A 24744-nucleotide genomic window follows, 5' to 3' on the forward strand; every position below is an offset into this window, starting at 1 on the left:
GTCAGGTCAATGGACGGCGTCGGGGAGCGTGATCACACCGGTCTGCACGAGCTGGACGTCGCGGACCTCGCGCCCCATCAGACGGTTGGCGAGAGCCGTGAACTCGGCGGTCGAAGCGCCCGTGGCCTCGTAGACGTACGAGGCGGTCGCATCGGCGGGCGCGAGGAGGTCTCCCCGCACGAGCTGGCGGTATACATCGCCGGCGGTCTCGTCGTCACTCGACACCAGCGTCACTCCCTCGCCCATCACGTAGCTGATCGCACCGCGCAGGAACGGGTAGTGCGTGCACCCGAGAACGAGGGTGTCGACGTCGGCCTCCCTGAGCGGGGCGAGGTACTCCTCAGCGGTGGCGAGCACCTCGGGGGTGCCGGTGATGCCGGCCTCGACGAACTCCACGAAGCGGGGGCAGGCGGCGGTGAAGACCTGCAGCCGCTCGTTGACCTCGAGCATGTCCTGGTAGGCACGCGAGCCGATGGTGCCGACCGTGCCGATCACACCGACACGGCCGTTGCGGGTCGTCGAGACGGCTCTGCGCACCGCGGGGCCGATCACCTCGACCACCGGCACGTCGTAGCGCTCGCGGGCGTCGCGCAGCATCGCGGCGGATGCCGTGTTGCAGGCGATCACCAGCATCTTGACGCCCTGATCCACGAGCGTGTCGAGCACCTCGAGCGAGTAGCGGCGCACGTCGGCGATGGGCTTCGGTCCGTACGGCGAGTGGGCCGAGTCGCCGATGTAGACGAACGACTCGCGGGGCAGCTGGGCGCGGATGGCCCTCGCCACCGTGAGCCCGCCGACACCGGAGTCGAAGATTCCGATCGGCGCGTCGTTCATGACTCCCCAGCCTAGTCCGGCGCACCGACATGCGCGGCGTTCCCTGCGTCGGCCGTCACTAAGCTGAGCGCATGACGACGTCCACGGCGCTTCTGACCGATCGTTACGAGCTGACCATGCTCGCCGCCGCCCTGCGCGACGGGACGGCCGCACGGCCGAGCGTCTTCGAGTTGTTCTCGAGAAGACTCTCCGGTGGGCGTCGCTTCGGCGTCGTCGCAGGCACCGGACGCCTGCTGACGCTCCTGCGCGACTTCCGTTTCGGCGACGACGAGCTGCGATTCCTGCGCGACGGCCAGGTCGTCGATGCCGACTCCCTGAGGTACCTCGAGTCGTACCGCTTCACCGGCAGCATCCGCGGCTACCGCGAGGGCGAGCTCTACTTCCCCGGCTCCCCGATCCTCACCGTCGAGGGCAGCTTCGCGGATGCCGTCGTGCTCGAGACCCTCGCTCTGAGCGTGCTCAACCACGACTCCGCCGTCGCGACCGCGGCATCGCGGATGAGCATCGCCGCAGGAGAGCGTCCGCTCGCCGAGATGGGATCGCGACGAGCGGCGGAGCGTTCGGCCGTCGCCGCCGCGAGGGCCGCGTACATCGCGGGCTTCGGCGCGACGAGCAACCTGGAGGCGGGCCGCCAATGGGGCATCCCCACCATGGGCACCGCCGCGCATTCCTGGACGCTGCTCCACGACAGCGAGGAGGCCGCGTTCCGCTCGCAGATCGAGAGCCTCGGCACCAACACCACCCTGCTGGTCGACACGTACGACATCCGCACCGGCGTCGAGACCGCGATCCGGGTCGCGGGCACCGGACTCGGCGGGGTGCGCATCGACTCGGGCGACCTGCCGATCGTGGCCGCCGAGGTACGGGCGCAGCTCGACGAGCTCGGCGCCACGGCCACCCGCATCACCGTGACGAGCGACCTCGACGAGTACGCGATCGCCGCCCTCGCCGCCTCCCCCGTCGACGCCTACGGCGTCGGCACGTCGGTGGTCACCGGGTCGGGGTACCCCACCGCCAGCATGGTCTACAAGCTCGTCGCGCGGCAGGATGCCGACGGCTCCTGGGTGGGTGTCGCGAAGGCCTCGACCGACAAGGCCTCACACGGCGGATGCAAGGCCGCCTTCCGCACGCTGTCCGATGGCGTGGCCACCGCCGAGACCGTCGTCGTGTCTGATGGATTCGAGGAGCTCGGAACCGCCGCGGAGCACCCGGACGGTCGCGCCCTGCAGACGACGTTCGTCGACAACGGCGACATCGACACGGCGTTCGAGGGCGCGGCGGGGACGACGTCGGCGCGACAGCACCACCTGCGGGTCCGCGAAGAGCTGCCGGTACGAGCGCTCGCGCTCAGCAAGTCGGATCCGGCGATCCCGACGGTCTTCGTCGACGCCGAGTGACGGCGGTCGGTCAGCCGACCATCGACTCGTAGATCTCCTTGCAGGTGGGGCAGATCGGGAACTTCTCCGGGTCGCGACCCGGCGTCCACTTCTTGCCGCACAGCGCCCGCACCGGCTTGCCGGTGATCGCGGACTCGAGGATCTTGTCCTTCTTCACGTAGTGCGAGAAGCGCTCGTGGTCGCCCGGTTCGAGATTCTCCTCCCGGAGGAGCTCTTCCAGTTCGCGATCAAGCGTTGCCACGCCGCCCTGATCGGGGCTGTCCAGCGGAGTACTCATGACGAGATTCTAGCCGCGCGTGCACGACGTCGGGCGGGCGTCATGCCGTCTCGACGAACTCCATCAGCCGTTCACCGCCGCGCTCGAAGATCAGACCGCCGACGGTCACGCCGATCGCGAGCACCGCGACGCCCGTGCCGAGCCCCGTCCAGAAGGTCGCAGGCGCGTACTCGGAGCCCTCGAAGACGGTCATCGCGAACAGCCACGCCGTCGGAGCGCTGACGATGATCGCTCCGAGGAACGCCGCCGCCGGGCCGAAGACTCCGCGGGATGCCGCACGCTGCGGCTGCTGGAACGGACTGTCACCCGGGCGTGAGACGGCGTAGGGCGCGACGGCCGAGACGATGCTCGAAAGCCCGAGACCGGCGAGCAGCAGGCTCGCTCCGAGACCCACGAGCGGGAGCAGGAGCCGCCAGTCGTCGATCCACAGCAGGGTGAGCGGCACGGCGATCGCGAGAACCGGCACAGCGACGAGCACGACGGGGACGAGCCGGCCGAGACGGTCCGGAGCGCCGCGTACCCCGCTGGCCACATGCGTCCACAGGGCTGTGGAGTCGTACGCGACGTCGTTGTGCGGCAGCCAGCCGAAGAACAGCGCCATCACCGGCACGGGGAACAGCGCGGCGATCTCGAGCGGCACGCCGGCGACGAGCAGCGGGAGCACCGTGAGGACGCCTGCGATCGGCACGACGATCACGTTCATGATGTAGCGGCGGTCGCGCAGCCAGTACACGAGACTGCGCGCGGCGATCGCGCCGAAGGCGTTCGACGGCAGCAGGCCGAACCACCCGAGGCCCGTGCGCTCACGGGAGGCCGCTGGGCGCTCGGTGGTGGTGAGCAGGCGACGGACGAGCCATGTCCAGAGGACCCAGAGCACGGCGGCGGTGGCTGCAGCGATGAGGCCGCTGATCCACGAGCTGGACGTGTCGCCGGCTGCCGCCGCGAACAGGAACCGCGGGGCGGCCGCGATCGGCGTGAGCCCGACGACCGCCGTGACGTTCGCGACCGAGGCGGGAACCTGTCCCTCCCAGTTGAGCGACGCGAGGAAGACGGCGACGGGGAAGGCGACGACCAGCACGGCGAGCGCGAAGACGGCCGTGAGCTCGCGCGAGCGCCGCTCCGGGAGCAGGAGGGCGTTGAGGGCCATCCCGATGCGGGCCACCACGACGGTCGAGAGCACCGCGAGGACGCTCATCAGCACGGCAGCCGGCCACGGCGCTCCGAGGCGGATGGCGACGATGCACACGCTGCAGTGCACGGCGAGGACGGCGAAGCTCGGCACGCTCACGAGCGACGCGAGCGCGAGGATCCACGGCATCCGACGTTCATCGACGCCGAAGACCGCGAAGCGCCGCGGGTCGAGCTGATCGGTGGCGCCGACGAGCAGCGGGCCCACGAGGAAGCCGAGGAACAGCGCGCCGCTGCCGAGCACGATCACGGTGCGCGCGACCTCGACCGGCGCGTCGTCGAGACTCAGGATCGCCGAGCACACCACCACGGTGAGCGCCACGACGACGACGAACATCAGCAGGGTACGCACCCGTCGTTCGCCGCGCAGCGACCCGATCAGGAGCGCTGCCCTCAGTCGGAGAACGTGTGCAGCCACTCGAGCCCCTCCACCTCGCCGATGCCGCCGGAGAGCTCGACGAACCGCGCCTCGAGCGTCTGGCCGGCCCGCACCTCGTCGATGGTCCCCTCGGCGAGCACGTCGCCGCCGACGATGATCGCCACACGCGAGCACACGCGCTCGACGAGGTCCATGCCGTGGCTGGAGAGGATGACGGTGCCGCCGTGCGCCACGTACGCGCGGAGGATGTCGAGGATCACCGCAGACGACACGGGGTCGACGGCCTCGAACGGCTCATCGAGCACCAGCACCCGGGGCGAGTGGATCATCGCACCCGCGAGCATGATCTTCTTCGTCATACCCGCGGAGTAGTCCGACACCACTCGTCCGAGCGCGTCGCCCAGGTCGAAGGCCCTGGCGAGGTCGCCGACGCGCTTCTCGATCACGTCGGAGGCCAGCCCGCGCAGCAGGCCGTAGTAGTAGAGGAGTTGCCGACCGGTCAGCCGATCGAAAGTGCGGAGCCGGTCGGGGAGCACGCCCATCATGCGTTTCGCCGCCAGGGGCTTGGCCGCCTGGTCGATGCCGCAGATCACGACCTCGCCGCCGTCCGACCGGAGCAGACCGGCCACGATCGACAGGGTCGTCGTCTTGCCTGCGCCGTTGGGGCCGACGATGCCGTAGAACGATCCGGCCGGAACCGTGAGGTCGATGCCGTTCACCGCCGTGTGGTCGCCGAAGTTCTTGACCAGACCGCGGATCCGGATGGCCTCGGTGCCCGGTTCGATCGTGGGCTCGCCCGACGCGCGCTCCTGCGGACTGGTCGATTCCTCTTCGGGATCGAGCGCCCCGTCGACGGTCTCGACGGACGTGTCCGCCGCTTCTGCGGGAGCGTCGGCCGCTGGCACCTGAACGTCCGTCGTCGGCGCGGCCTCATCCTCGGGCGATGCGACCGCGGGCTCGGCCGTGGTCTCTGGCTCGGCCGTGGTCTCCGGCTCGGCGGGGGGCGCCGACTCGACTGCAGGCTCGATCGTGGGCTCCGGCTCACCCGCCGGGTCCGGGTCGAGCGTGGGCTCCGGGTCGACCGCGGGCTCAGGCTCGACGGCGACAGCGCCGACGGGTTCAGGCTCGTCGGCGACAGCCGTCTCGGCGACCGGCTCGGCCGCGGCCTCGCGCTGATCGCGCCCGGTGGCTTCCACGGCCGAGACCTCCTCCTCCGCAGGTCTCCGCTCGGCTGACGCCGCCTCCGCAGTCTTCCGTTCTGCCTCGGCAGCCTCCGCAGCCGCCTTCGCTGCGGCGGCGTTGGCGGCCCTGGTCTGGGCGGCCTTCTTCGCGGCTGCGGACCTGGCCGCGGCCGTGCGCGCCGCGCTCGTGCGGGCTGCCGACTTCGCCGCCGCGCTCTTCTCTGCTGCGGACTTCGCCGCTGCGGTCTTGGGAACCGACCCGGAGGCCGGGGTCTTCGGTGCCCGCGCGGTCGAGGCGGTCGAGCTCTTCGCCGTGGTGGCCGAAGACGGACGCGCAGCGCTCTTCGAGGCGGGAGACCCCTTGGCCGCGGCCGGTTTCCCCGCCGCGCCGGTCCTGGCCGAGTTCTTGGCCGCGGCAGCGCGGGCCGCGGCAGCGGCACTCGGCTTGGCGGGCGTCTCGGAACTGGCGGGACGAGTGACGGGTTCCGCGACCACCTCGACGGTCGGCGCGGCCTTCTCGGCCGCGGAGCGGCTCGGCGCGCGGCGCGCCGGCGTCTTCTTCGCGGGGGTCTTGCGGGCCGGCGTCTTCTTCTCAGACGAGCTCGCGGAGTCAGCCACCTGATCGGTGCGGTCGTCGGGGGAAGCAGTCACCGTCCTACGGTATCAACGGGCACGACATTCTCCACGGCCCACCGCAACATTGCCCAGCGGATCAGACGAAACGCCGTCGCGCAAGGCTCTGGACGAATCTGAGCGTCCGGTGTGTAGTGGGTCACGAAACGGCAACAGGAGTGCCCGACCCCGGGCGTTCCCAGGCTCTATCGCTAGCATGACTCACGGCACGACGAAGTGTCCGGTCGGTGAACCGACCGTGAACACCAATCCTTTAGGAGCACTCGTGACTCTTCAGACCGTCATCCTCGCCGCAGGCATGGGCTCGCGCCTCGGCCGTGCGCTACCCAAGCCGCTCACCGAACTGAGCGACGGCCGCACGATCATGCGTCAGCAGCACGACAACATCCGCGCCGCCTTCGGCTCAGACGCCCGCATCACGACCGTCGTCGGCTACCGCGCCGAGACCATCATCGAGGCGTTCCCGAACGTCAACTACGTGCACAACGAGCGCTACGACGAGACCAACACCTCGAAGAGCCTCCTGCGGGCCCTCGGCGCGACCGGCAAGGCGGGTGTCCTCTGGATGAACGGCGACGTGGTGTTCGACCCGATGATCCTCGGCCGCGCTGCCGCGTACATCGAGCGCGACCAGTCGTTCGTGACCGTCAACACCTCCAAGGTGAGCGATGAGGAGGTCAAGTACACCGTGACCTCCGAGGGCTTCATCAAGGAGCTCTCCAAGACCGTCAAGGGCGGCCTCGGCGAAGCGGTGGGCATCAACTACATCTCGTCCGCTGACAAGAAGGCGTTCATGCGCCAGCTGCAGCGGGTCGAGGACCAGGACTACTTCGAGCGCGGCCTCGAGCTCGCAATCGCCGAGAACGGCCTGCTTCTCGAGCCGATGGACGTCTCCGACCTGTACGCGGTCGAGATCGACTTCGCGGAAGACCTGGAGCGGGCGAACCTCTTCGTCTGACCACTCGGACTCTGCACGAAAGCCCGGCCCCGTCAAGGGAGTCGGGCTTTCGGGTTTTTCGCGGCGGGGATTCCTATGATCGGCTCATGGCTCCGAAGGTGCACAAGATCCACTCCCTTCCCGACGACTCCCCCTGGGACAAAGGGGTGCCGCCGGTCGGTTCGACCGAGCATCCGCTGATGGTGCGCGGTCTCGACCGCGTCCTCGCCATCCAGCGCCCTCTGGTCCTCGCCCACATCCGCAGCATCCGGCTCCGGAACCCCCAGGCGACCCCGGCGGAGATCATCCGCATCCTCGAGCGTCGCTACCTCGCGGCTGTGACGGCGGGCGGCGCCGCCGTCGGCGCGACGGCCGTCGTCCCCGGCATCGGCACCGGGATCACCCTCGCGCTGTCGGGTGTCGAGACGGTCGGCTTCGTCGAGTCGACGGCCCTGTACGCCCAGTCGGTCGCCGAAGTGCACGGCATCCCCGTCTCCAACCCCGACCGCGCCCGAGCGCTGGTCATGACGTTGATGCTCGGCAAGGAGGGCGTCGACCTCGTCGGTCAGCTCGCCGGTCAGGCTGTCGGGCGGGGTGGATCGCGCTCGTCCTACTGGGGTGAGCTCGTGACGAAGTCGCTCCCCCGCGCCGCGGTCGGCCCGCTTGCGGACCGGCTCAAGAGCGCGTTCATCAGGCAGTTCGCAGCCAGGGGTGGTGCGTCGTTCCTCGGCAAGGCCCTGCCGTTCGGCGTGGGCGCTGCCGTCGGCGGCGCGGGGAACCACATCCTCGGCCGCCGCGTTCTCACCACCTCGCACAAGGCGTTCGGGGCGGCGCCGTTGGAGCTGCCCGCGGAACTCGAGCCCGTCCCCGGATCCGAGAGGCTCGAGCAGCGCGTCCTTCGTGGAGCGCGCTTCGGCGGCAGCGCCGTCGCCGGCGCGGCGGGCTCCGCGGCGCGCGGGCTGGGATGGGCCGGTCGACGGCTGGGCGAGATCACCACCCGGAGCGGACGTTCGGGCGACAGCCATGACCCCGAGGAGCTGCGCGGAGGGCACCACCTCCCCGGTGTCGCCTCCTCCGACTCGTCGCCGGCGGGGCAGATCGCGGATCGCTGAGCCTCCTGCTCGGCGATCCGATACCCCGGGCGGATCCTCCCGAAGTCACCAAAGGATCGGGCGTGCCGTTGTGTCGAGCATCCAACGGGCCGCGCCGACCCGACGATAGGGTGGAATCCGTGACGGAACAGCCCGAACTCTCGACCACCGCCGGCAGACTCGCAGACCTCCGCGCTCGCTACAACGAAGCCGTTGTCGACGCCGAGAAGATCGCGCAGGAGAAGCAGCACGCCAAGGGCAAGATGACCGCCCGCGAGCGCATCGAGCTGCTCGTCGACCCGGGCAGCTTCGTCGAGTTCGACGAGTACGTGCGGCACCGCACCACGGCCTTCGGCATGGACCGCAACCGTCCGTACGGCGACTCCGTCGTCACCGGCGTCGGCACGATCCACGGCCGGACCGTCGCCGTGTACTCACAGGACTTCACGACCTTCGGCGGGTCCCTCGGCGAGGTGTCCGGCGACAAGATCATCAAGATCATGGAGTTCGCGCTCACCAACGGCATGCCGATCATCGGCATCCTGGACTCCGGCGGCGCGCGCATCCAGGAGGGCGTGCTCGCCCTCAGCAAGTACGGCGAGATCTTCCGCCTCAACACCCGCTCGTCGGGTGTCATCCCGCAGATCTCGATCATCATGGGTCCGGCGGCCGGCGGCGCCGTCTACGGCCCCGCGCTCACCGACTTCGTCATCATGGTCGACAAGACCAGCCAGATGTTCGTGACCGGCCCCGACGTCATCAAGACCGTCACGGGCGAGGACGTCGGCATGGAGGAGCTCGGCGGCGCGCTCACGCACAACACGCGCTCCGGCGTCGCGCACTACCTCGCGCAGGACGAGGACGACGCGCTCGACTACGCACGCACGCTGCTGAGCTTCCTGCCGGACAACAACATGGCGGAGATCCCCGGCTACGAGAGCGGCTTCGAGTGGGAGACCACGGATGCCGACCGCTCGCTGAACACGATCATCCCCGACTCCCCCAACCAGCCCTACGACATCCACTCGGTCATCGAACACGTGGTCGACGCCGGCGACTTCATCGAGGTGCAGCCGCTGTTCGCGCCGAACATCGTGATCGGCTTCGGCCGCGTCGAGGGCCGCTCCGTGGGCATCATCGCGAACCAGCCGTCGCAGATGGCCGGGACGCTGAACATCGAGGCGGGCGAGAAGGCGAGCCGCTTCGTGCGCTTCTGCGACGCGTTCTCCATCCCGATCGTGACGCTCGTCGACGTCCCCGGCTACCTGCCGGGCACCGACCAGGAGTGGACGGGCGTGATCCGCCGCGGCGCGAAGCTCATCTACGCATACGCCGAGGCCACCGTGCCGATGGTCACCGTCATCCTGCGCAAGGCCTACGGCGGCGCGTACATCGTCATGGGCTCCAAGCAGCTCGGCGCCGACGTGAACCTCGCGTGGCCCACAGCGGAGATCGCCGTGATGGGCGGACAGGGCGCCGTGAACATCCTCTACCGCAACGAGATCCGCAAGGCCGAGGAGGCGGGTGAAGACGTGGCAGCAGTGCGCACTCGGCTCGCGAACGAGTACACCTACAGTGTCACCTCGCCGTTCCTGGCCGCAGAGCGCGGCGAGATCGACGGGATCATCGAACCGGCGAACACGCGCGTGTCGATCGCGAAGGCACTGCGGGCCCTCCGTGGCAAGCGCGCCGAGCTGCCTCCGAAGAAGCACGGGAACATCCCGCTGTGAGCGCGCCATCGGATGCCGTCGCGGCGACGGGCGAACAGCCCCCGACGATCGAGATCACGCGCGGGAACGCCACGGAGGAGGAACTCGCCGCGCTGATCGCCGTGGTCAGCGATGCGTACGCGCAGGAGTCGGCGGAGGCCGTGGCGGAGGAGCCGCAGGTGTCGGCGTGGATGAGGACGCAGCGATCCCTCCGCAAGCCGCTGCGGCGTGATATCCCCTGGGGGCGCTTCTCCGGTTGAGACCGGGCACACGGGCCGAGCCTGCGGGCCCGTGAGCCCCCCAGCTCACGGGCCGCGCAGAGAGTCTCCGCTGTGCACGCGGGGACCCACCCCCCGGATTCACCCCAGTCGGCGCACCGGTTTCGATAGTACATCGACTGGACTTATCCCTCCGACCGCGACACCGATATACCGGTATCTCAGGTGAAGACCGATTCAGTCGTCGAGGTAGAGGTCTGACGCGCGGGGGGTGAGCACGGCATCGAGCACCACACAGGCCGCCCCCACCGCCCCGACGTCCTCGCCTACGACGGTGCCGTCGATGGGGATCGATCGCAGCGCTCGGGTGGCGCTGCGGCGATGCACCATCTCGGGGAGGATCGGCAGATAGAGGTCGCTGAGAATCGCCCAGCACGGCCCGCCGAGCACGACGCGGTCGACGTCGAGCAGGTCTGACAGCACGGCGATGAGGATCGACAGATGCGCGGCCGCGGTCTCGAGCGCCGCCACCGCCGCCGGCTCCCCGTCCGTCGCCCGCTCGCACAGGCGGGTGAACCGTGCTTCGACCGCCTGAACGTCCTCGGGATCGACGGTGTCCGCGAACAGGCCTGCGCGCTCCGCCCGCTCCACGATCGCCTGCGGAGTGCACACCACGTCGACGCACCCGCGCGCGCCGCACGAGCACGCCGGCCCCGCCGGGTCGACGATGATGTGACCGATCTCCCCGAAGTTGCGCGAGCTCCCCCTGATCGCATCCCCGTCCCGCACCAGGGAGGCACCGATGCCGGTGCCGAGGTACACGAAGACGAACGAGCCGTCAGCCGCCCACCGCCCGGTCCACTGCTCCCCCACGGCGGCGGCGACCGTATCCTTCTCCAGCATGACGTCGAAGCCCGACGCCTCGGCCACGACTGCGCGAAGCGGCACCCGACGCCAGCCGCGCAGCTTGGGCGGGTCGATCACCGTACCCCTCTCCGCGTCGAGCGGCCCGGGAACGGCCACGCCCACGCCGGCGACCAGTCGACGGTCGACCGCGGAGTCCTCGACGACCGTCTCCACCGTGTGCGCCATCGCGTCCGCGATGCTCTCGGGTGCCTTGTCTCCTGTCCGCACGGATCGACGCCGCCGAACGGCGCCCGACATGTCGAGCAGCACGACCGTGATGACGGCCGGGTCGAGGTGCACGCCCACGGCGAAGCGGCTCTCGGCGACGAGCCGCAGCGTCACCCGTGGTTTCCCCGGCCCGTTGATCGTGCGGCCGGCTTCGGCGATGAGCCCCTCATCGAGCAGGCGTCGCGTGATGTTCGTCACCGTCTGGGCGGACAGGCCGGTCGCGTCCACGAGCTCGATGCGACTGAGCCCGTCGACGGAGCGGCGGATCGCTTCGAGAATCACCGACTGGTTGAAGTCGCCCATCCGCGGCAGGTTGGTACCCCGGCGCATTGCCATGTCCCATCTTCTCGCACGAAGGCCGATCCGTGTCCCCCAAAATACCTACAGACAACGTCGTCGAGAACCGTGAGACTATAGGGGACGCTTCGCGTTCGGCTGGTCTCTCTGTCCCAGGGTAGATAGACGCAGACCGGTCATCGGCGGACGGTTTTCGGGTAACTGTTCCGCACGGCGAGGGGCTGGCGGTTTCGCCGCCCCTCGCCCATTCTCTTACCGCCCTCGCCTCCGATCACCTCCCCCGGTCGGAGTCGAGGCGCGCGCGTCGAGGCGCGCTCCCGAGTCACGGCGCGGCCGATCAGCGCGGTCGTCCAGTGCGTCCGTCAGCGCGGGATCTCGTGCCAGACGTCGACCGCGTCGTCGTCGCTGGCCCTTCCCGCGCTCGCCCTGCCGACCACGGTCACCGCGGTCCGCGGATCCCTGGCCGCCCGGATGATCCATCTCTCGGCATTCGCCGCGCGCAGCACCTCGGCGAGCTCGTCGCGGATCTCCGCCCGTCTGGCTTCGGTCACGTCGTCGAGCCCGCCCTCGTCGAATACTGTGACGACGGCACCCCTGCGCCTGGCCTCCTCGATGGCATCCCGCACCGCGTCGTTGAGCAGATCCGCCCCTCGGAGCTCGTCCCGGAGCCGGCCCTCGGCGAGGCGGGCCTCCACACGCTCCTCGGGGTCGAGCTCGCCGTGGGTCGCCACAGCGCGGCTCAGCAGTGGACCGGCTACGGCCACCGCGAACTGCGTGCGCAGGCGCCGCTCTTTCTGCCGCACCTGCTGCGTGGCGTGCCACGCCGACACGGCCTGCTGGATGCCCGCGAGGCGCTCGGTGTCGCGGACGGCGCGATCCCAGAACATGACGAGCAGATGCGCGACGGCCACCCACATCACCGAGCCCACCAGACCCAGCGACAGGGCGACGAAGAACCCGAGCGCGGCTGAGGACGCGGCGATCAGCACGACGATGACCAGCCATCCGATCACCAGTCTCCGCCGCACGACGCAGACGATGCCGAGCAGCCCGAGCGCTCCGATGTACCAGGTGGCGAACGGCGCGATGAGCGTGACCGGGTCGAGGGACAGCGTGACGAGCGCGGGTATCGCCGCACTCGAGAGGAGCGCCAGCACCGCCGTCCAGAGCGGCATCCGCACCGACGTCGCGGAATCCCACAGGATGGCGGCGCACACGACGACGAGGTACAGACCGATCGCGGCGACCATGAGCAGGGGCGCCGTCGGCTGTTCGATCCACCACACGCCGCGCGCCACGAAGTACATCGCGAACCCGACGGCCAGCGAGGTCGCGACGCTGCGCACCGTCCTGTTCACGAGCGCTCCCACCCGAGGGTGACCGTCGTGCCCAGTTCCGACGAGTCGATGTCCGCGGTCCCGGCGACTCCCGCCATGCGCGCGAGGATGGAAGCCCGGATGCCGAGACGGTCGGCGCCGATCGCGTCGAGGTCGAAGCCGGGGCCGGTGTCCGAGATCTTCACGGCTATGCGCTCGTCGCCGCCCGCTTCCACCAGGATGTGCACGCCGCGGCCGTGCGCGTGCGTCACGGCGTTCCCCAGCGCCTGCCGCGCGGCGAGCACGAGCGCCCGCGCGACCCTGCCGGGCAGGAGCCCGGTCGCACCGCGCTGCTCGACGATCGCGTCCGCCCCCAGCTCGGAGAGGGCGCGACGCAGCTCGGCGACGATCTGATCGGTCGCCACCGGCTCGTCGCTGCCCTCCTGAGCGACCGCGGCCTCGGTGTTCGCCAGTCGGGTGAGGGCCTCGCGCGCCATGCCGACGGCGAGCTCTCGGGCTCGCTCGCCCTCCGCGCGTTCCACAGCGATGAGTGCGGCCAGCACACTGTCGTGCATGAGGGCCGACATCGCCACCCGCTCCTCCTCCGCGGCGGCTGCGGCTGCGGCATCCGCGTACGACGACACCGCGCGCGCCCTGGCCTCGTCCACTCCCGAGGCCACCGAGCGGAACATCCAGCCGAGCGAGATGATCACGATGCCGAGGATGAGGGTGAACGAGACGTCGAACGCCGTGGTGACCCAGAAGTCGCGCGAGAAGCCTCCCTCGACGAGCCGCACGTATCCGTACACGAGTGGAAGGCCGACGGCCCACGCGAACTGCAGCCACAGGGGGAACGCGAGCATCGCGGCGACCACCCCGACGTTCACGAGGAAGAAGATCCAGGGCTGGGTGGCCGAGCCCGCGGACACGCCGACCAGACTCGGCCATGCGCCGAGAGCGAGCACGTACACGATCGCGAAGAGACCGGATGCCGTGCGCACGCCGCGTCCGACCAGGCACGCGACCAGCATGAGGGCGAACGGGATGTAGACCGCGAGCAGCGTGACCACGCGGGGCGCGTCGCTCCAGGACGTCGTCGGAATGGCGGCGAAGAGGGCTTGGACCCCCAGAACCGAGGACCCGATCGCGACCACGGTCGCGAGGATGCGCTCCATGCGCTTGCCGGTGAAGCGCTCGAACTCGGTCTCCACGCTGCCCGGGGAGGGGATCTGACCCCAGGCCTCGCGGATGCTGAGCGGCTCAGTGGGCACTCGGCGTCCCGTCGGCGGCGACGATCCCGTCCTCCATCGCGCGCCGGAGCAGGTCGACCTTGGTGGGCGCGGGGCGACCGACGTCGACGTATTTCACGCGGATGCGGGTGATGTTCTCCTTGGCGGTCGAGTACGCAACTCCCAGCCGCTCGGCGACGGCCTTGAGCGGCAGACCCGTCGCGTACAGGCGCAGCACCTCACGCTCGCGCGACGACAGCTGCGCGTCGGCGAAGTCGCGGTCCCCATCGACGGCGCTCGCCCACTCGACGTTGTTCAACGCCTCGCCCTGAGCCACGGTGCGGATGGCCTCGAGCACGTCGTCGAGCGCGGAGGACTTGCTCACCACGCCCGCGGCGCCGGCGACGAGCGCCTCTCGGACGGCTGCGGGACGGTCGGCGACGCTGTGGATCACGACGCTCGCTCCGTCGGCCACCAGCGACGACACGTTCTCGGTGACGGTCGTGCCGTCGCCGAGCGTCAGGTCGAGGACGACGACATCGGCGGGGGCCGCGGAGGTCGCCGCACGCCAGTCGAGGTACGCGCCGACGGTGCTGCCGGAGAAGACCACGGTCCCTGCGCCGTCACGCGCACATGCCGCCTCGAGTCCCAGACGGACGGACTCGTGATCATCGATCAGTGCGACCCTGCTCATCCGCCCAGCCTACTGATTAGTCGAGTCGTTGGAGATCGGCGGTCAGCGGGTGAGCAGCGCCACGACCTCGAAGTGGTGCGAGTGCGGGAAGAGATCGAAGGCGCGCAGCCGCGGCACCTGCCAGCCGTGCTCGCGGAACGTACCGAGATCGCGCGCCAGCGCGACAGGGTCGCAGGCCACGTAGGCGATCGCCTCCGGCGCGAGTGCGTTCAGCGCCTCGACGACCTGGCGTCCCGCGCCCGCACGGGGCGGATCGAGCACCACGGCGCCCGCCCCGGCATCCGTCGGCAGAGCTGTCAGGAAGCGGTCGACGCGCGCCGTGACCGCTGTCACGTCCAGCGGGGCGAGGTTCGCCGCCGCATGCGCGGTCGCCCTCGCGTTGGCCTCGACCGTGACGATGTCGGTTCCGCCGAGGTCGGCGAGCGTCGCGGCGAACAGTCCGACTCCGCCGTAGAGGTCGTAGTGGGTGCGGCCCTCGTCGACGTGTCCGTCGAGGATGCCGTACACGGCCGCGTCGAGCACCGAGGCCGCGCGCGGGTGCACCTGCCAGAACCCGCCGGCGTCGAGCTGGAACCGCCGATCGCCGACCTGCTCGAACACGATCTCCGGGTCCGGTCTGCGGCTCGTGCCGCGTCGAGGGCGCTCGGTCCGGGCGTCGCGGCGGATGACGCGGACCTCTCCGTCCGCCGGCTCGACCAGCTCGACGCTCCCCGGACGCGCGCCGTCGAGTCCCCGCGCGGCGTCCGCCACCGCGGGTCGGGCGAGCGGATGTGATTCGACCGGGATGACGCGGTGACTGCGGGCAGCGTAGGGGCCGATCACACCGTCGTCGTCGACGTGGAGTGTGACCCGGGAGCGCCACCCCGTCCCATCGCCGGAATCGACGGCTTCGACCTCGGGCGCTACGAGCCCCGCCCCGGCGAACCTGTCCAGCGCCTCGCTGAGCACCTGACGCTTCACCGTGCGCTGGTGCGCGAGATCGATGTGACCGAGATCGGCGCCGCCGGCCCGCTGCTCGGGCGCCCGCGACACGTCGGCCTCCGCCCAGACATGCGGTCGACGGTGCGGGGAGGCATCGAGCACCTCCACGGTCTCCGCACGCCAAAAGCTCTTGGAGGAGCCCGCCGAGTCGGCGTCGAGGCGTGCCCGGACGCGCTCCCCGGGGATCGCGTCGGAGACGAACACGACGCGCCCCTCGTGGCGGGCGATGAACGTGCCGCCGTGCGCGATTCCCGTGATGTCCAGATCGAGCAGGTCGGGGGAAGAAGTCATCCTTCGAGGATACGGTGGTGCACATGCGCGTCTGCCTGGCCTCCACCTCCCCCGCCCGTCTCATGCTGCTCCGGCAGGCGGGCATCGAGCCGCTGACCGAAGCACCCGGGGTCGACGAGGAGGCACTGGCCGCGTCGGCAGCGGCCACGCGCGGATCCGAGCTCCCTCCTGCCGAGCTCGTGCTGCTGCTCGCCAGGGCCAAGGCCGCGGACGTCGCGCACCGGCTCGCATCCGAGGGGTCGTTCGACGGGATCGTGATCGGCGGCGACTCGATGTTCGCGCTCGGCGGCCGGGTCTACGGCAAGCCCTACACGCCCGAGGAGGCCACTCGGCGGTGGCGGGAGATGCGGGGCGCGACCGGCATCCTGCACTCCGGGCACTCCGTGTTCCGTGTCTCGCCTGGTGTCGATCCGGTGGAGGCGACTGCGACGGCCGAAGCGTCCGTGACGTTCGCCGACGACGTGTCCGATGCCGAGATCGAGGCCTACGTCGCCTCCGGCGAACCCCTGCACGTGGCGGGCGCCTTCACGGTCGACAGCCTGGGCGGCGCGTTCATCACCCGTGTCGACGGCGATCCGTCGACGGTGGTGGGCATGTCGCTGTCGACCGTACGGCGTCTGGCCGCTGAACTCGGCGTCCGCTGGACCGACCTCTGGTCGTAGGGTCCCCTCCACGTTTCTCCGTCTTTCTTGTGGGGAGTCGTCAAAGCGATCGGCCCTCTTCTCGCTAGGCTGGCAACCATGCCTGATATCGCCAAGGTGCTCATCGCCAACCGCGGCGAGATCGCCGTACGCATCATCCGTGCCGCCCGGGATTCCGGAATCGCATCGGTCGCCGTCTACGCCGACCAGGACCGCGATGCGCTGCACACCCGTCTCGCCGACGAAGCCTACGCCCTGGGCGGTGCCACGAGCGCGGAGACCTACCTGCAGATCGAGAAGATCCTCTCGGTCGCCCGACGCGCCGGCGCCGACGCCGTGCACCCGGGCTACGGCTTCCTCGCGGAGAACGCCGACTTCGCGCGGGCCGTCATCGGTGCGGGCATGACCTGGATCGGACCGTCCCCCGAGGCCATCGAAGCGCTCGGCGACAAGGTCACCGCGCGACACGTCGCCGAGAAGGTCGGCGCACCGCTCGCCCCCGGAACGCCCGGCCCCGTCTCCGGCGCCGACGAGGTCGTCGCCTTCGCACAGGAGTACGGCCTGCCCATCGCCATCAAGGCCGCGTACGGCGGCGGCGGACGCGGCCTCAAGGTCGCCCGAGAACTCGACGAGGTCGCCGAGCTGTTCGAATCGGCGACCCGCGAGGCCGTCGCCGCCTTCGGCCGCGGCGAATGCTTCGTGGAGAAGTACCTCGACAAGCCCCGGCACGTCGAGACCCAGTGCCTCGCGGATGCCGCGGGCAACGTCGTCGTCATCTCGACGCGCGACTGCTCGCTGCAGCGCCGTCATCAGAAGCTCGTCGAGGAAGCCCCGGCCCCGTACCTCACCGAGGAGCAGAACGCTCAGCTCTACGCCGCGTCGAAGGCGATCCTCAAAGAGGTCGGCTACGTCGGCGCCGGCACCTGCGAGTTCCTCATCGGCGCAGACGGCACGGTCTCGTTCCTCGAGGTGAACACCCGCCTGCAGGTCGAGCACCCGGTGTCGGAGGAGGTCACGGGGATCGACCTGGTCCGCGAGCAGTTCCGCATCGCAGCCGGCGGCACCATCGACTACGACGACCCCGCACCGACCGGGCACTCCTTCGAGTTCCGCATCAACGGCGAGGACCCTGGTCGCGGCTTCCTTCCCCAGCCCGGACCCATCCACGTCTTCAAGACGTTCGGCGGCCCCGGCATCCGCCTGGACTCCGGCGTCACCGCCGGCGATTCCGTCTCCGGCGCCTTCGACTCGCTGCTCGCGAAGATCATCGTGACCGGCAAGGACCGCGCCGAGGCCCTCGAGCGCTCGCGTCGTGCCCTGGAGGAGTTCGAGGTCGCGGGCCTCCCCACCGTGCTCCCCTTCCACCGCAAGGTCGTCAACGACCCGGCGTTCACGGCGGAGAACGGCGAGTTCGGCGTCTTCACGCGCTGGATCGAGACCGAGTTCCACAACGACATCCCCGCATGGGACGGAGAGCTGGAGTCCCCCGCCGCCGAGTCGGGCCGTCACACGGTCGTCGTCGAGGTCGGAGGCAAGCGCCTCGAGGTCAGCCTCCCCGATCGCGTCGCGGTCGCCGCAGGCACCGTCGGACGCCCGGCCGCCGTGCCGCCGTCTCGTCGCAGCCATGCCACGTCCGTCAGCGCCGGCGCCTCGGGCGATGCCGTGAAGTCGCCGATGCAGGCGACCGTCGTCAAGGTCGCCGTCGAAGAGGGGCAGCAGGTCGTCAAGGGCGACCTCGTCGTGGTCCTCGAGGCGATGAAGATGGAGCAGCCGCTGCAGGCGCACAAGGACGGCGTGATCGGCAACATCAACGCGGATGCCGGTGCCACCGTCTCCGCGGGACATCAGCTGCTCACGATCAGCTGACGGCATCCGCCGACGAGAAGAGCCCCCGCCGCGGCGGGGGCTCTTCTGCGTGCGACGACGCTCGCGCTAGTTGATCTTCGCGTTGACGAGGTGCATCGCGCGGCTGGCGTCGGTGATGCTGCTCGACAGCGACGGGTATGCCGCGAAGACGCGCGAGACCTGGTCGACGGTGAGTCGGCGCTCGACCGCGACGGCGATCGGGTAGATGAGCTCCGAGGCCTTCGGCGCCACGATGACGCCGCCGATGACCGTGCCCGACCCCTTGCGGGCGATGAGCTTCACGAAGCCGTCCTTGATGCCCATCATCTTCGCTCGGGGATTCGCGGCGAGAGGAAGCTTGTAGACGAGGCCGTCGGCCACCCCTTCCTCGACGTCCTTCTGCGAGTACCCGACGGTCGCGATCTCGGGCGCGGTGAAGATGTTGGAGGTGATCTTGATGAGCTCCAACGGGATCACGATGTCGCCCAGGGCGTGGAACACCGCCGTGCGCCCCTGCATCGACGCGACGGAGGCGAGCGGAAAGAAGTTCGTGCAGTCGCCGACCGCGTACACGTTGGGCACCGAGGTGCGAGCGACGCGGTTGACCCGGATGTTGCCCTGCTCGGTGAGCTCGACGCCCGCGTCCTCGAGCCCGATGCCCTTCGTGTTCGGGATCGAGCCGACCGCCATCAAGCAGTGGCTACCCTCGACCGTGCGGCCGTCGGCGAGCGTCACACGGACGCCGTCGTCGATCACCTCGACCTTCTCGGCACGGGCTTTCGACAGCAACTCCATGCCCCCGCGCTTGAAGACCTTCTCGAGCACCTTCGCCGCGTCCTGGTCCTCGCCGGGCAGCACCTGCTCGCGGCTGGAGACGAGAGTCACCTTCGATCCGAGGTTCATGTACGCGGACGCGAACTCGGCACCCGTGACGCCCGACCCGACGACGATGAGGTGCTCGGGGAGCGCCTTCATGTCGTACAGCTGCGTCCAGGTGAGGATGCGCTTGCCGTCGGGCTTCGCGGAATCGAGCTCACGCGGCGACGCTCCGACCGCGACGACGATCGTGTCGGCCTCGATGCGGTCGAAGTCGGTGCCGTCCTGCCCGGTCGAGACGACGATCGCGTTCGGACCCTCGAGGCGCCCGTGCCCGGAGAGGATGCGCACGCCCGCCTCGAGCAGGGTCGAGCGCATGTCCTCGGACTGCTGGCCGGCGAGCGCGATGAGCCGCTTGTTGACGGCGGCGAGGTTGATGGCGATCTCGGGCTTGAGCGGCTTGCCGTGCTCGCCCTTGGCATAGAACTGCACTCCGAGGTCGGAGGCCTCCGAGATCGCGACGGCCGCGTCGGCGGTGGCGATGAGGCTCTTCGACGGGACGACGTCGGTGAGCACGGCCGCTCCCCCGACGCCCACCCGCTCGACGAGCGTCACCTCGGCTCCGAGCTGGGCTGCCGCGAGGGCCGCCTCGTATCCGCCGGGGCCGCCGCCGAGCACGGCGACGCGCTGAGTGCGTTCGAAGGGGGTGGAAGACATGCCTCCCATTCTCCCGCAATCCTGGCACCCGGCCGTCCACCTTCCTAGAGTGGATCCATGCCTGAAAACCACAGCAACCCCCTCGACGACCCGAATGCGAACCCCTTCGAGGTCGCAGCCGCAGCAGCCGCGGACATCGCCCGGCTCACCGGCGTCGAGAAGCACGACATCGCCCTGACGCTCGGCAGCGGGTGGGGCAAGGCGGCCGACATCATCGGCGAGACCGTCGCCACGATCCCGGCGACCGAGGTCACCGGCTTCTCGAAGCCGGCGCTCGAGGGACACGTCGGCACGCTCCGCAGCATCCGCACGCCCGACGGCAAGAACGTCCTCGTGATCGGCGCTCGCACGCACTACTACGAGGGGCACGGTGTCCGTCGTGTCGTCCACTCCGTCCGCACCGCCGCGGCCACGGGGGCGGGGATCATGGTCCTCACGAACGGCGCGGGCGGCGTGCGCGAGACATGGAAGCCGGGCCAGCCGGTGCTCATCAGCGACCACATCAACCTCACGGCCGACTCGCCGCTCGAGGGCGCGACCTTCATCGACCTCACCGATCTGTATTCGTCTCGCCTGCGCGACGTCGCGCGGAGCGTCGACCCGTCCCTCGACGAGGGCGTGTACACGCAGTTCCGCGGACCGCACTACGAGACGCCGGCCGAGGTGCAGATGGCGAAGCACATCGGCGGGCACATCGTCGGCATGTCGACCGCCCTCGAGGCGATCGCCGCGCGCGAGGCGGGGATGGAGATCCTCGGCTTCTCGCTGATCACGAACCTCGCCGCCGGCATCCAGAAGACCCCGCTCAGTCACGCGGAGGTGATCGAGGCGGGCCGTGAGGCCGAGCCCGTCATCTCCGCACTGCTGGCCCGAGTGGTCGAGGCACTGTGAGCGAGCAGCGCCTCGAGCAGGCGCGCGCCTGGCTGCGGCAGGACCCCGATCACGAGACCCGCGACGAGCTTGCCGGAGTGATCACTCGTGCGGCCTCCGGTGACGCAGCGGCGGCCGCCGACCTCGACGATCGGTTCGGCTCGCGCCTGGCGTTCGGCACGGCCGGACTCCGCGGCGCGCTCGGCGCCGGCAGCAACCGGATGAACCGGGTGCTCGTCGCGCAGGCGGCCGCCGGGTTCGCGTCCTACCTCCGCGAGCGCGCGGAGGGCGGCACGCCGACGGTCGTCATCGGGTACGACGGACGCCGCAACTCGCGTGTGTTCGCGACCGACTCCGCCGAGCTGTTCGCGGGGGCGGGACTCCGGGCGATCATCCTCCCCCGCCTGCTCCCGACCCCCGTGCTCGCGTTCGCGGTGCGGCACCTCGGTGCGGACGCCGGTGTCATGGTGACCGCGTCGCACAATCCGCCGAACGACAACGGCTACAAGGTGTACCTCGGTGGAGCGGACCAGGGTTCGCAGATCGTGTCCCCCGCGGATGCCGAGATTGCGGCGCACATCCAGCGCATCGCCGACGCCGGCGATGTCGCGGCGCTCCCGCGCTCGACGGCGTACGAGACGGCCGGCGAAGAGGTCGTCGAGGCGTACGTGACCGCGACGGCGTCCGTCGCACCGGCCCCGGCGTCGGCATCCGAGCTCCGCTGGGTCTACACCGCCATGCACGGCGTGGGATGGGAGACGGTCTCTCGCATCGTGCGCGCCGCCGGATACCCGCAGCCGATGGTCGTCGGCGAACAGCTCGAGCCGGACGCGACCTTCCGCACCGTATCGTTCCCCAACCCGGAGGAGCCGGGCGCGATGGACCTGTCGTTCGCGAAGGCGCGACGGGTGCAGGCCGACTTCATCCTGGCGAACGACCCCGACGCCGACCGCCTCGCGGTGGCGATCCCCGATGCGAACGCCGAGAACGGCTGGCGCAGGCTGTCCGGCAACGAGGTGGGTCTGCTGCTCGGCGCCCGCGCGGCACGCGCTGCCGCAGGGACACCGGGCGCCTCCCTGGCCTGCTCGCTCGTCTCGTCGCCCGGGCTCGGAGCGATCGCCGCGCACCACGGACTCGACTTCCACGAGACCCTCACGGGCTTCAAGTGGATCTCCCGCGCTCCGGGCATCGTGTTCGGCTTCGAGGAGGCCCTCGGCTACCTCGTCAACCCCGGCACCGTGCGGGACAAGGACGGGATCTCGGCCGTCGTCGCGATCCTCGGCCTCGCCGCCGAGGCGCGGGACCGCGGCACCGACCTCGCGGGCCTGCTCAGCGAGCTCGGCGACACCTACGGCCACTACTCCAGCGGTCAGGTGTCCGTGCGCGTGGACGACCTGTCGGTGATCGGGAAGGTCATGTCCTCGCTGCGCGCATCGGCGCCCACCGGCTTCGGGTCGCAGGCGGTCGCGTCGGCGGACGACCTGCTGCGCGCGGCGGAGGGGCAGCCCTCCGGCGACGTCCTGCGCTATCGGCTGGCCGACGGGTCACGCATCATCGTGCGCCCCAGCGGCACCGAGCCCAAGCTCAAGGTCTACATCGACGCGGCGGGCGAATCCGCCGCGCAGGCGGCCGAGCGGGTGCACGAACTCGAGAACGCGGTGCGGGCACTCCTGGCGGAGCGCTCCTAGGACGCCATGCCGAAGAGACACGTGGTCATCAGCGCGCACAACGGCGTGCACGCCCGGCCCGTCGCCGAACTCGTCCGACTCGTGCAGGCGCACCCCCACCCGGTGACGCTCACGACGACGACGGGCTCGGTGGTCGACCTCAGCAGCGTGCTCGCGATCATGGACCTGGGCCTCGCCGAGGGCGACGCCGTCGTGCTCGAGACGGCCGAGTCGACGCGCGCGGATGCCGTGCTCGACACACTCGTCGAGGTGCTCGACCCCCGTCGCTGACCGGACCCGTCGTAGAGGCCGAGCGATCAGCCGTCGATCACGGCCACGAGCTCGTCGAGGAAGGCCTCGTAGGTCGTGCCCCGGCGCACGATGCGCTGCACGCTCTCGCGCTCGCTGAACACCTCGACGAGCTGCTCGAACACGGTCTGGAACGCGGCGCGGTCGCTCTCGCTGAACGCGGCGAGCGCGACGACCTGCACGCGCCCCTCCCCCCATGCCGCCGATCCGTCGGCGACGCCGATCGCGATGGCGGTGCGCGCCGCCGTCATCTGCAGAGCGTGGGGCACGGCGAGAGCATCCGTGAACGCGGTCGAGGACATGCGCTCCCTGGCGATGGTGTTCTCGATGTAGTCCGCGCCGATGAGTCCTGCGTTCGCGAGCAGTCCGCCGAGGCGTCGGATGATCGCCTCCTCGCCCTCGTCGGGGAGCGGATGCACGAACGCCTCGGCGACGAAGTAGCGCGCGAGCTCGGTCCGCAGTCGCGCGAGACGGCGCGCCCGCCGCACACGGGCGGCCGCCTGCTGGATGCGGTCGACATCGGCATCCGTGAGGAAGGGCTGGATGCGCACGAAGCGATCGCCGGTCGCGCCGGGCTCGATCGTGCTGAGCACGAGGTCGGTGTCGAACGACGCCCAGTCTGGATCGACGTTGGTCACGACGCTCGTGACCTCGATCGCCGAGCCGAGCGAACGGTCGACGCTGGACCGCAGCAGCTCGTGCAGCTCGTAGTAGCCGGGGCAGACGATCGTGGCCGTGAGGATCGACTCGGCCTTGCGGCTGCGTTCGAGCCTGCCGCCCACGTGCATGGCGATGTAGGCGATCTCGTCGTCGTGGATCGGTGTGCCGAGCCGGTCGTGGAGGCCGCTCGCGATCGAGACGGCGACCTCGAAGATCATCGGGTAGGAGGTCTTCAGCGACCGCGTGAGCGGATTGCGGGTGAGCGCGCTCTCCTCCGCCCGCCGCAGCAGGTTCTGGACGTGCAGGGCCAGCCGCAGCACGAACGTCTCGTCGAGCAGATCGACCTGGAAGTCGTCGGCGGCGCGGACGATCTCGTCGCGGACGGCGGACTCCACCGCCGGGTCGACGCCGCTGCGCGCGACCTCCCTCGTCGCGTCCTGACCCGGCGCGACGATGCGGGTGAGGACGAGCGACGCCAGGTGCCCACTGTCGCCCTCTCCCAGCGCGACGGCGAAGTGGTCCTGAGCGAGGCGGGCGATGATCGCGCCGACCTCGGGGATCTCGGGACGCGCAGTCGTGGATGCCGATTCGAGGGCGTGCCCGGATGCCACCCGATCGGCGGCGATCGCGATGTGCAGCAGGACGTCGGAGATGGCGAGCTCGTTCACGAAGTAGCCGAGTGCTCCCAGCTCGCGGACGAGCTCCGACTTGAAAGGAGCGACGGCCTGTGCCGATACGGCGCTGCCGGCGAGCGCGCGGCGGAAGGTCTCGGGGTGGAACGACGCGGCATCCATCTCGTCGTGTGCGAGCCTGCTCAGCAGACGGCGCTGTGCCGCTTCGTTGCCCCGCAGCCGGACCACCTCGCGGTCGCGGTCGAGCGCGAGGTCGGTGTCGTCGAGCAGACCGCGCACGCGAGCCAGATCTGACTCGAGCGTCGCCTCGCTGACGTGCAGCCGTTCCGCCATGGCGAAGACGTCGATCCCGGAAGGATCGTCGAGCAGCGCGCGGATGAGCGCGTGCAGACGGTCGCGCGGTGCCGACTCCCCCGCCTGTCGTGCGCGCAGTGCGTCGCGCGCCGCCGGACCCGCACGGTACCCCGCCGGCCCTGATTCGATCGCGTCGGCTCCCGGCGTGCGCGCGTTCACGGCCGAGACGTACGACCGGACGCTCCGCGGCGTCACGCCCAGCTGGTCGGCGAGACTCGCCGCCGTCGCCCACGACGCCTGACGCAGCAGGGTGGAGAGGAGCTGGTCCTGGCGCTGCCGCGACATGATCCTCCCCGCTCCCGTGCTGACTGCACTGTCCGTGACGTGATTCCCATGATGTCAGCTACCGGAGCGGCATGCGTCGGAACGGGCGTTCCGCGGGGGCGGAAAGGAACGTGTTGGCACCTCAGAAGCATCTGTTCCCAGAATGTTCTCAGGAAGGTGGCA

22 protein-coding genes are annotated in these 24744 nt (G+C 70.3%); 11 read left to right on the top strand and 11 right to left on the bottom strand.

From position 1 onward, the window contains the following. Positions 1-6: 6 nt before the first annotated feature. Positions 7-834 carry a glutamate racemase gene (murI, locus tag RAC69_RS10260; protein WP_341933948.1) on the bottom strand — a complete coding sequence of 276 codons (828 nt, stop codon included), beginning with the start codon at positions 832-834 and terminating at the stop codon, positions 7-9. A gap of 71 nt (positions 835-905) precedes the next feature. Between murI and RAC69_RS10265 the strand changes: the two genes are divergently transcribed. Continuing rightward, entirely contained in the window at positions 906-2231 is a 1326-nt protein-coding gene (locus RAC69_RS10265; RefSeq protein WP_375086732.1) for a nicotinate phosphoribosyltransferase, read from the top strand. Positions 2232-2241: 10 nt separating this feature from the next. Here the strand turns inward: RAC69_RS10265 and RAC69_RS10270 are convergent, their stop codons facing one another. From RAC69_RS10270 to RAC69_RS10280, 3 genes are read right to left on the bottom strand one after another with little or no spacing between them, the layout of a single operon-like run. Next, entirely contained in the window at positions 2242-2508 is a 267-nt protein-coding gene (locus RAC69_RS10270) for a DUF3039 domain-containing protein (RefSeq protein WP_028503536.1), read from the bottom strand. 40 nt (positions 2509-2548) lie between these two features. After that, positions 2549-4114 carry a hypothetical protein gene (locus RAC69_RS10275; protein WP_375086733.1) on the bottom strand — a complete coding sequence of 522 codons (1566 nt, stop codon included), beginning with the start codon at positions 4112-4114 and terminating at the stop codon, positions 2549-2551. Further along, positions 4090-5271 (bottom strand): ATP-binding cassette domain-containing protein, encoded by a 1182-nt coding sequence (locus RAC69_RS10280; RefSeq protein WP_375086734.1) that lies wholly within the window; start codon positions 5269-5271, stop codon positions 4090-4092. The genes RAC69_RS10275 and RAC69_RS10280 overlap by 25 nt, the downstream gene beginning before the upstream one ends. Between RAC69_RS10280 and RAC69_RS10285 the strand changes: the two genes are divergently transcribed. The 5 genes from RAC69_RS10285 (at position 5261) to RAC69_RS10305 (ending at position 9886) form a co-directional block, all read left to right on the top strand. Further along, the gene (locus tag RAC69_RS10285) at positions 5261-5878 is read left to right on the top strand and encodes a hypothetical protein (protein ID WP_375086735.1); all 618 of its coding nucleotides are present in this window, start codon (positions 5261-5263) and stop codon (positions 5876-5878) included. The two genes, RAC69_RS10280 and RAC69_RS10285, sit on opposite strands and share 11 nt — an antisense overlap. A 276-nt stretch (positions 5879-6154) precedes the next feature. Beyond that, positions 6155-6847, top strand: coding sequence for a phosphocholine cytidylyltransferase family protein (locus RAC69_RS10290; protein ID WP_341933944.1), 693 nt, complete (start codon positions 6155-6157; stop codon positions 6845-6847). A gap of 86 nt (positions 6848-6933) precedes the next feature. After that, a complete protein-coding gene (locus RAC69_RS10295) occupies positions 6934-7938 on the top strand; it encodes a hypothetical protein (RefSeq protein WP_375086736.1) in 1005 nt (334 codons plus the stop codon). Positions 7939-8057: 119 nt separating this feature from the next. Then, on the top strand, positions 8058-9647 hold the full coding sequence (locus RAC69_RS10300) for an acyl-CoA carboxylase subunit beta (protein WP_375086737.1): 1590 nt from the start codon (positions 8058-8060) through the stop codon (positions 9645-9647). Beyond that, positions 9644-9886 (top strand): acyl-CoA carboxylase subunit epsilon, encoded by a 243-nt coding sequence (locus RAC69_RS10305; protein WP_375086738.1) that lies wholly within the window; start codon positions 9644-9646, stop codon positions 9884-9886. The genes RAC69_RS10300 and RAC69_RS10305 overlap by 4 nt, the downstream gene beginning before the upstream one ends. Positions 9887-10081: 195 nt before the next feature. Here the strand turns inward: RAC69_RS10305 and RAC69_RS10310 are convergent, their stop codons facing one another. The 5 genes from RAC69_RS10310 to RAC69_RS10330 all read right to left on the bottom strand — a co-directional run bounded on the left by RAC69_RS10310 (position 10082) and on the right by RAC69_RS10330 (position 15786). Next, complete coding sequence (locus RAC69_RS10310) at positions 10082-11314, bottom strand: ROK family transcriptional regulator (RefSeq protein WP_375086739.1); 1233 nt, start codon at positions 11312-11314, stop codon at positions 10082-10084. 323 nt (positions 11315-11637) lie between these two features. After that, entirely contained in the window at positions 11638-12633 is a 996-nt protein-coding gene (locus RAC69_RS10315) for a hypothetical protein (RefSeq protein ID WP_375086740.1), read from the bottom strand. Continuing rightward, on the bottom strand, positions 12630-13862 hold the full coding sequence (locus RAC69_RS10320) for a sensor histidine kinase (RefSeq protein WP_375086741.1): 1233 nt from the start codon (positions 13860-13862) through the stop codon (positions 12630-12632). Before RAC69_RS10320 ends, RAC69_RS10315 begins: the two co-directional genes overlap by 4 nt. Further along, entirely contained in the window at positions 13852-14514 is a 663-nt protein-coding gene (locus RAC69_RS10325; RefSeq protein ID WP_341933936.1) for a response regulator transcription factor, read from the bottom strand. The genes RAC69_RS10320 and RAC69_RS10325 overlap by 11 nt, the downstream gene beginning before the upstream one ends. A 42-nt stretch (positions 14515-14556) precedes the next feature. Continuing rightward, positions 14557-15786, bottom strand: coding sequence for a class I SAM-dependent RNA methyltransferase (locus tag RAC69_RS10330; RefSeq protein ID WP_375086742.1), 1230 nt, complete (start codon positions 15784-15786; stop codon positions 14557-14559). A 23-nt stretch (positions 15787-15809) separates the two neighbouring features. Between RAC69_RS10330 and RAC69_RS10335 the strand changes: the two genes are divergently transcribed. Beyond that, the gene (locus RAC69_RS10335; RefSeq protein ID WP_375086859.1) at positions 15810-16448 is read left to right on the top strand and encodes a Maf family protein; all 639 of its coding nucleotides are present in this window, start codon (positions 15810-15812) and stop codon (positions 16446-16448) included. A gap of 78 nt (positions 16449-16526) precedes the next feature. After that, positions 16527-18293 carry an acetyl/propionyl/methylcrotonyl-CoA carboxylase subunit alpha gene (locus RAC69_RS10340; protein WP_375086743.1) on the top strand — a complete coding sequence of 589 codons (1767 nt, stop codon included), beginning with the start codon at positions 16527-16529 and terminating at the stop codon, positions 18291-18293. A 66-nt stretch (positions 18294-18359) separates the two neighbouring features. Here RAC69_RS10340 and RAC69_RS10345 read toward each other — a convergent pair whose 3' ends face one another. Next, a complete protein-coding gene (locus tag RAC69_RS10345; RefSeq protein WP_341933933.1) occupies positions 18360-19814 on the bottom strand; it encodes an NAD(P)H-quinone dehydrogenase in 1455 nt (484 codons plus the stop codon). A 48-nt stretch (positions 19815-19862) separates the two neighbouring features. On the opposite strand from RAC69_RS10345, the gene RAC69_RS10350 reads away from it, so the two are divergent. From RAC69_RS10350 to RAC69_RS10360, 3 genes are read left to right on the top strand one after another with little or no spacing between them, the layout of a single operon-like run. Continuing rightward, the gene (locus RAC69_RS10350; RefSeq protein WP_341933932.1) at positions 19863-20696 is read left to right on the top strand and encodes a purine-nucleoside phosphorylase; all 834 of its coding nucleotides are present in this window, start codon (positions 19863-19865) and stop codon (positions 20694-20696) included. Beyond that, positions 20693-22363: a phospho-sugar mutase gene (locus RAC69_RS10355; protein ID WP_375086744.1), complete on the top strand. Its 1671-nt coding sequence runs from the start codon at positions 20693-20695 to the stop codon at positions 22361-22363. Before RAC69_RS10350 ends, RAC69_RS10355 begins: the two co-directional genes overlap by 4 nt. Before the next feature lie 6 nt (positions 22364-22369). After that, positions 22370-22633: an HPr family phosphocarrier protein gene (locus RAC69_RS10360; protein WP_251587425.1), complete on the top strand. Its 264-nt coding sequence runs from the start codon at positions 22370-22372 to the stop codon at positions 22631-22633. 26 nt (positions 22634-22659) lie between these two features. Here the strand turns inward: RAC69_RS10360 and RAC69_RS10365 are convergent, their stop codons facing one another. Next, complete coding sequence (locus RAC69_RS10365) at positions 22660-24582, bottom strand: BglG family transcription antiterminator (RefSeq protein WP_375086745.1); 1923 nt, start codon at positions 24580-24582, stop codon at positions 22660-22662. Positions 24583-24744 lie beyond the last annotated feature (162 nt).

Origin of the sequence: Microbacterium sp. LS_15 (genome assembly GCF_041954735.1) — a bacterium.
In the GTDB taxonomy this organism is placed as follows: Bacteria; Actinomycetota; Actinomycetes; order Actinomycetales; family Microbacteriaceae; genus Microbacterium.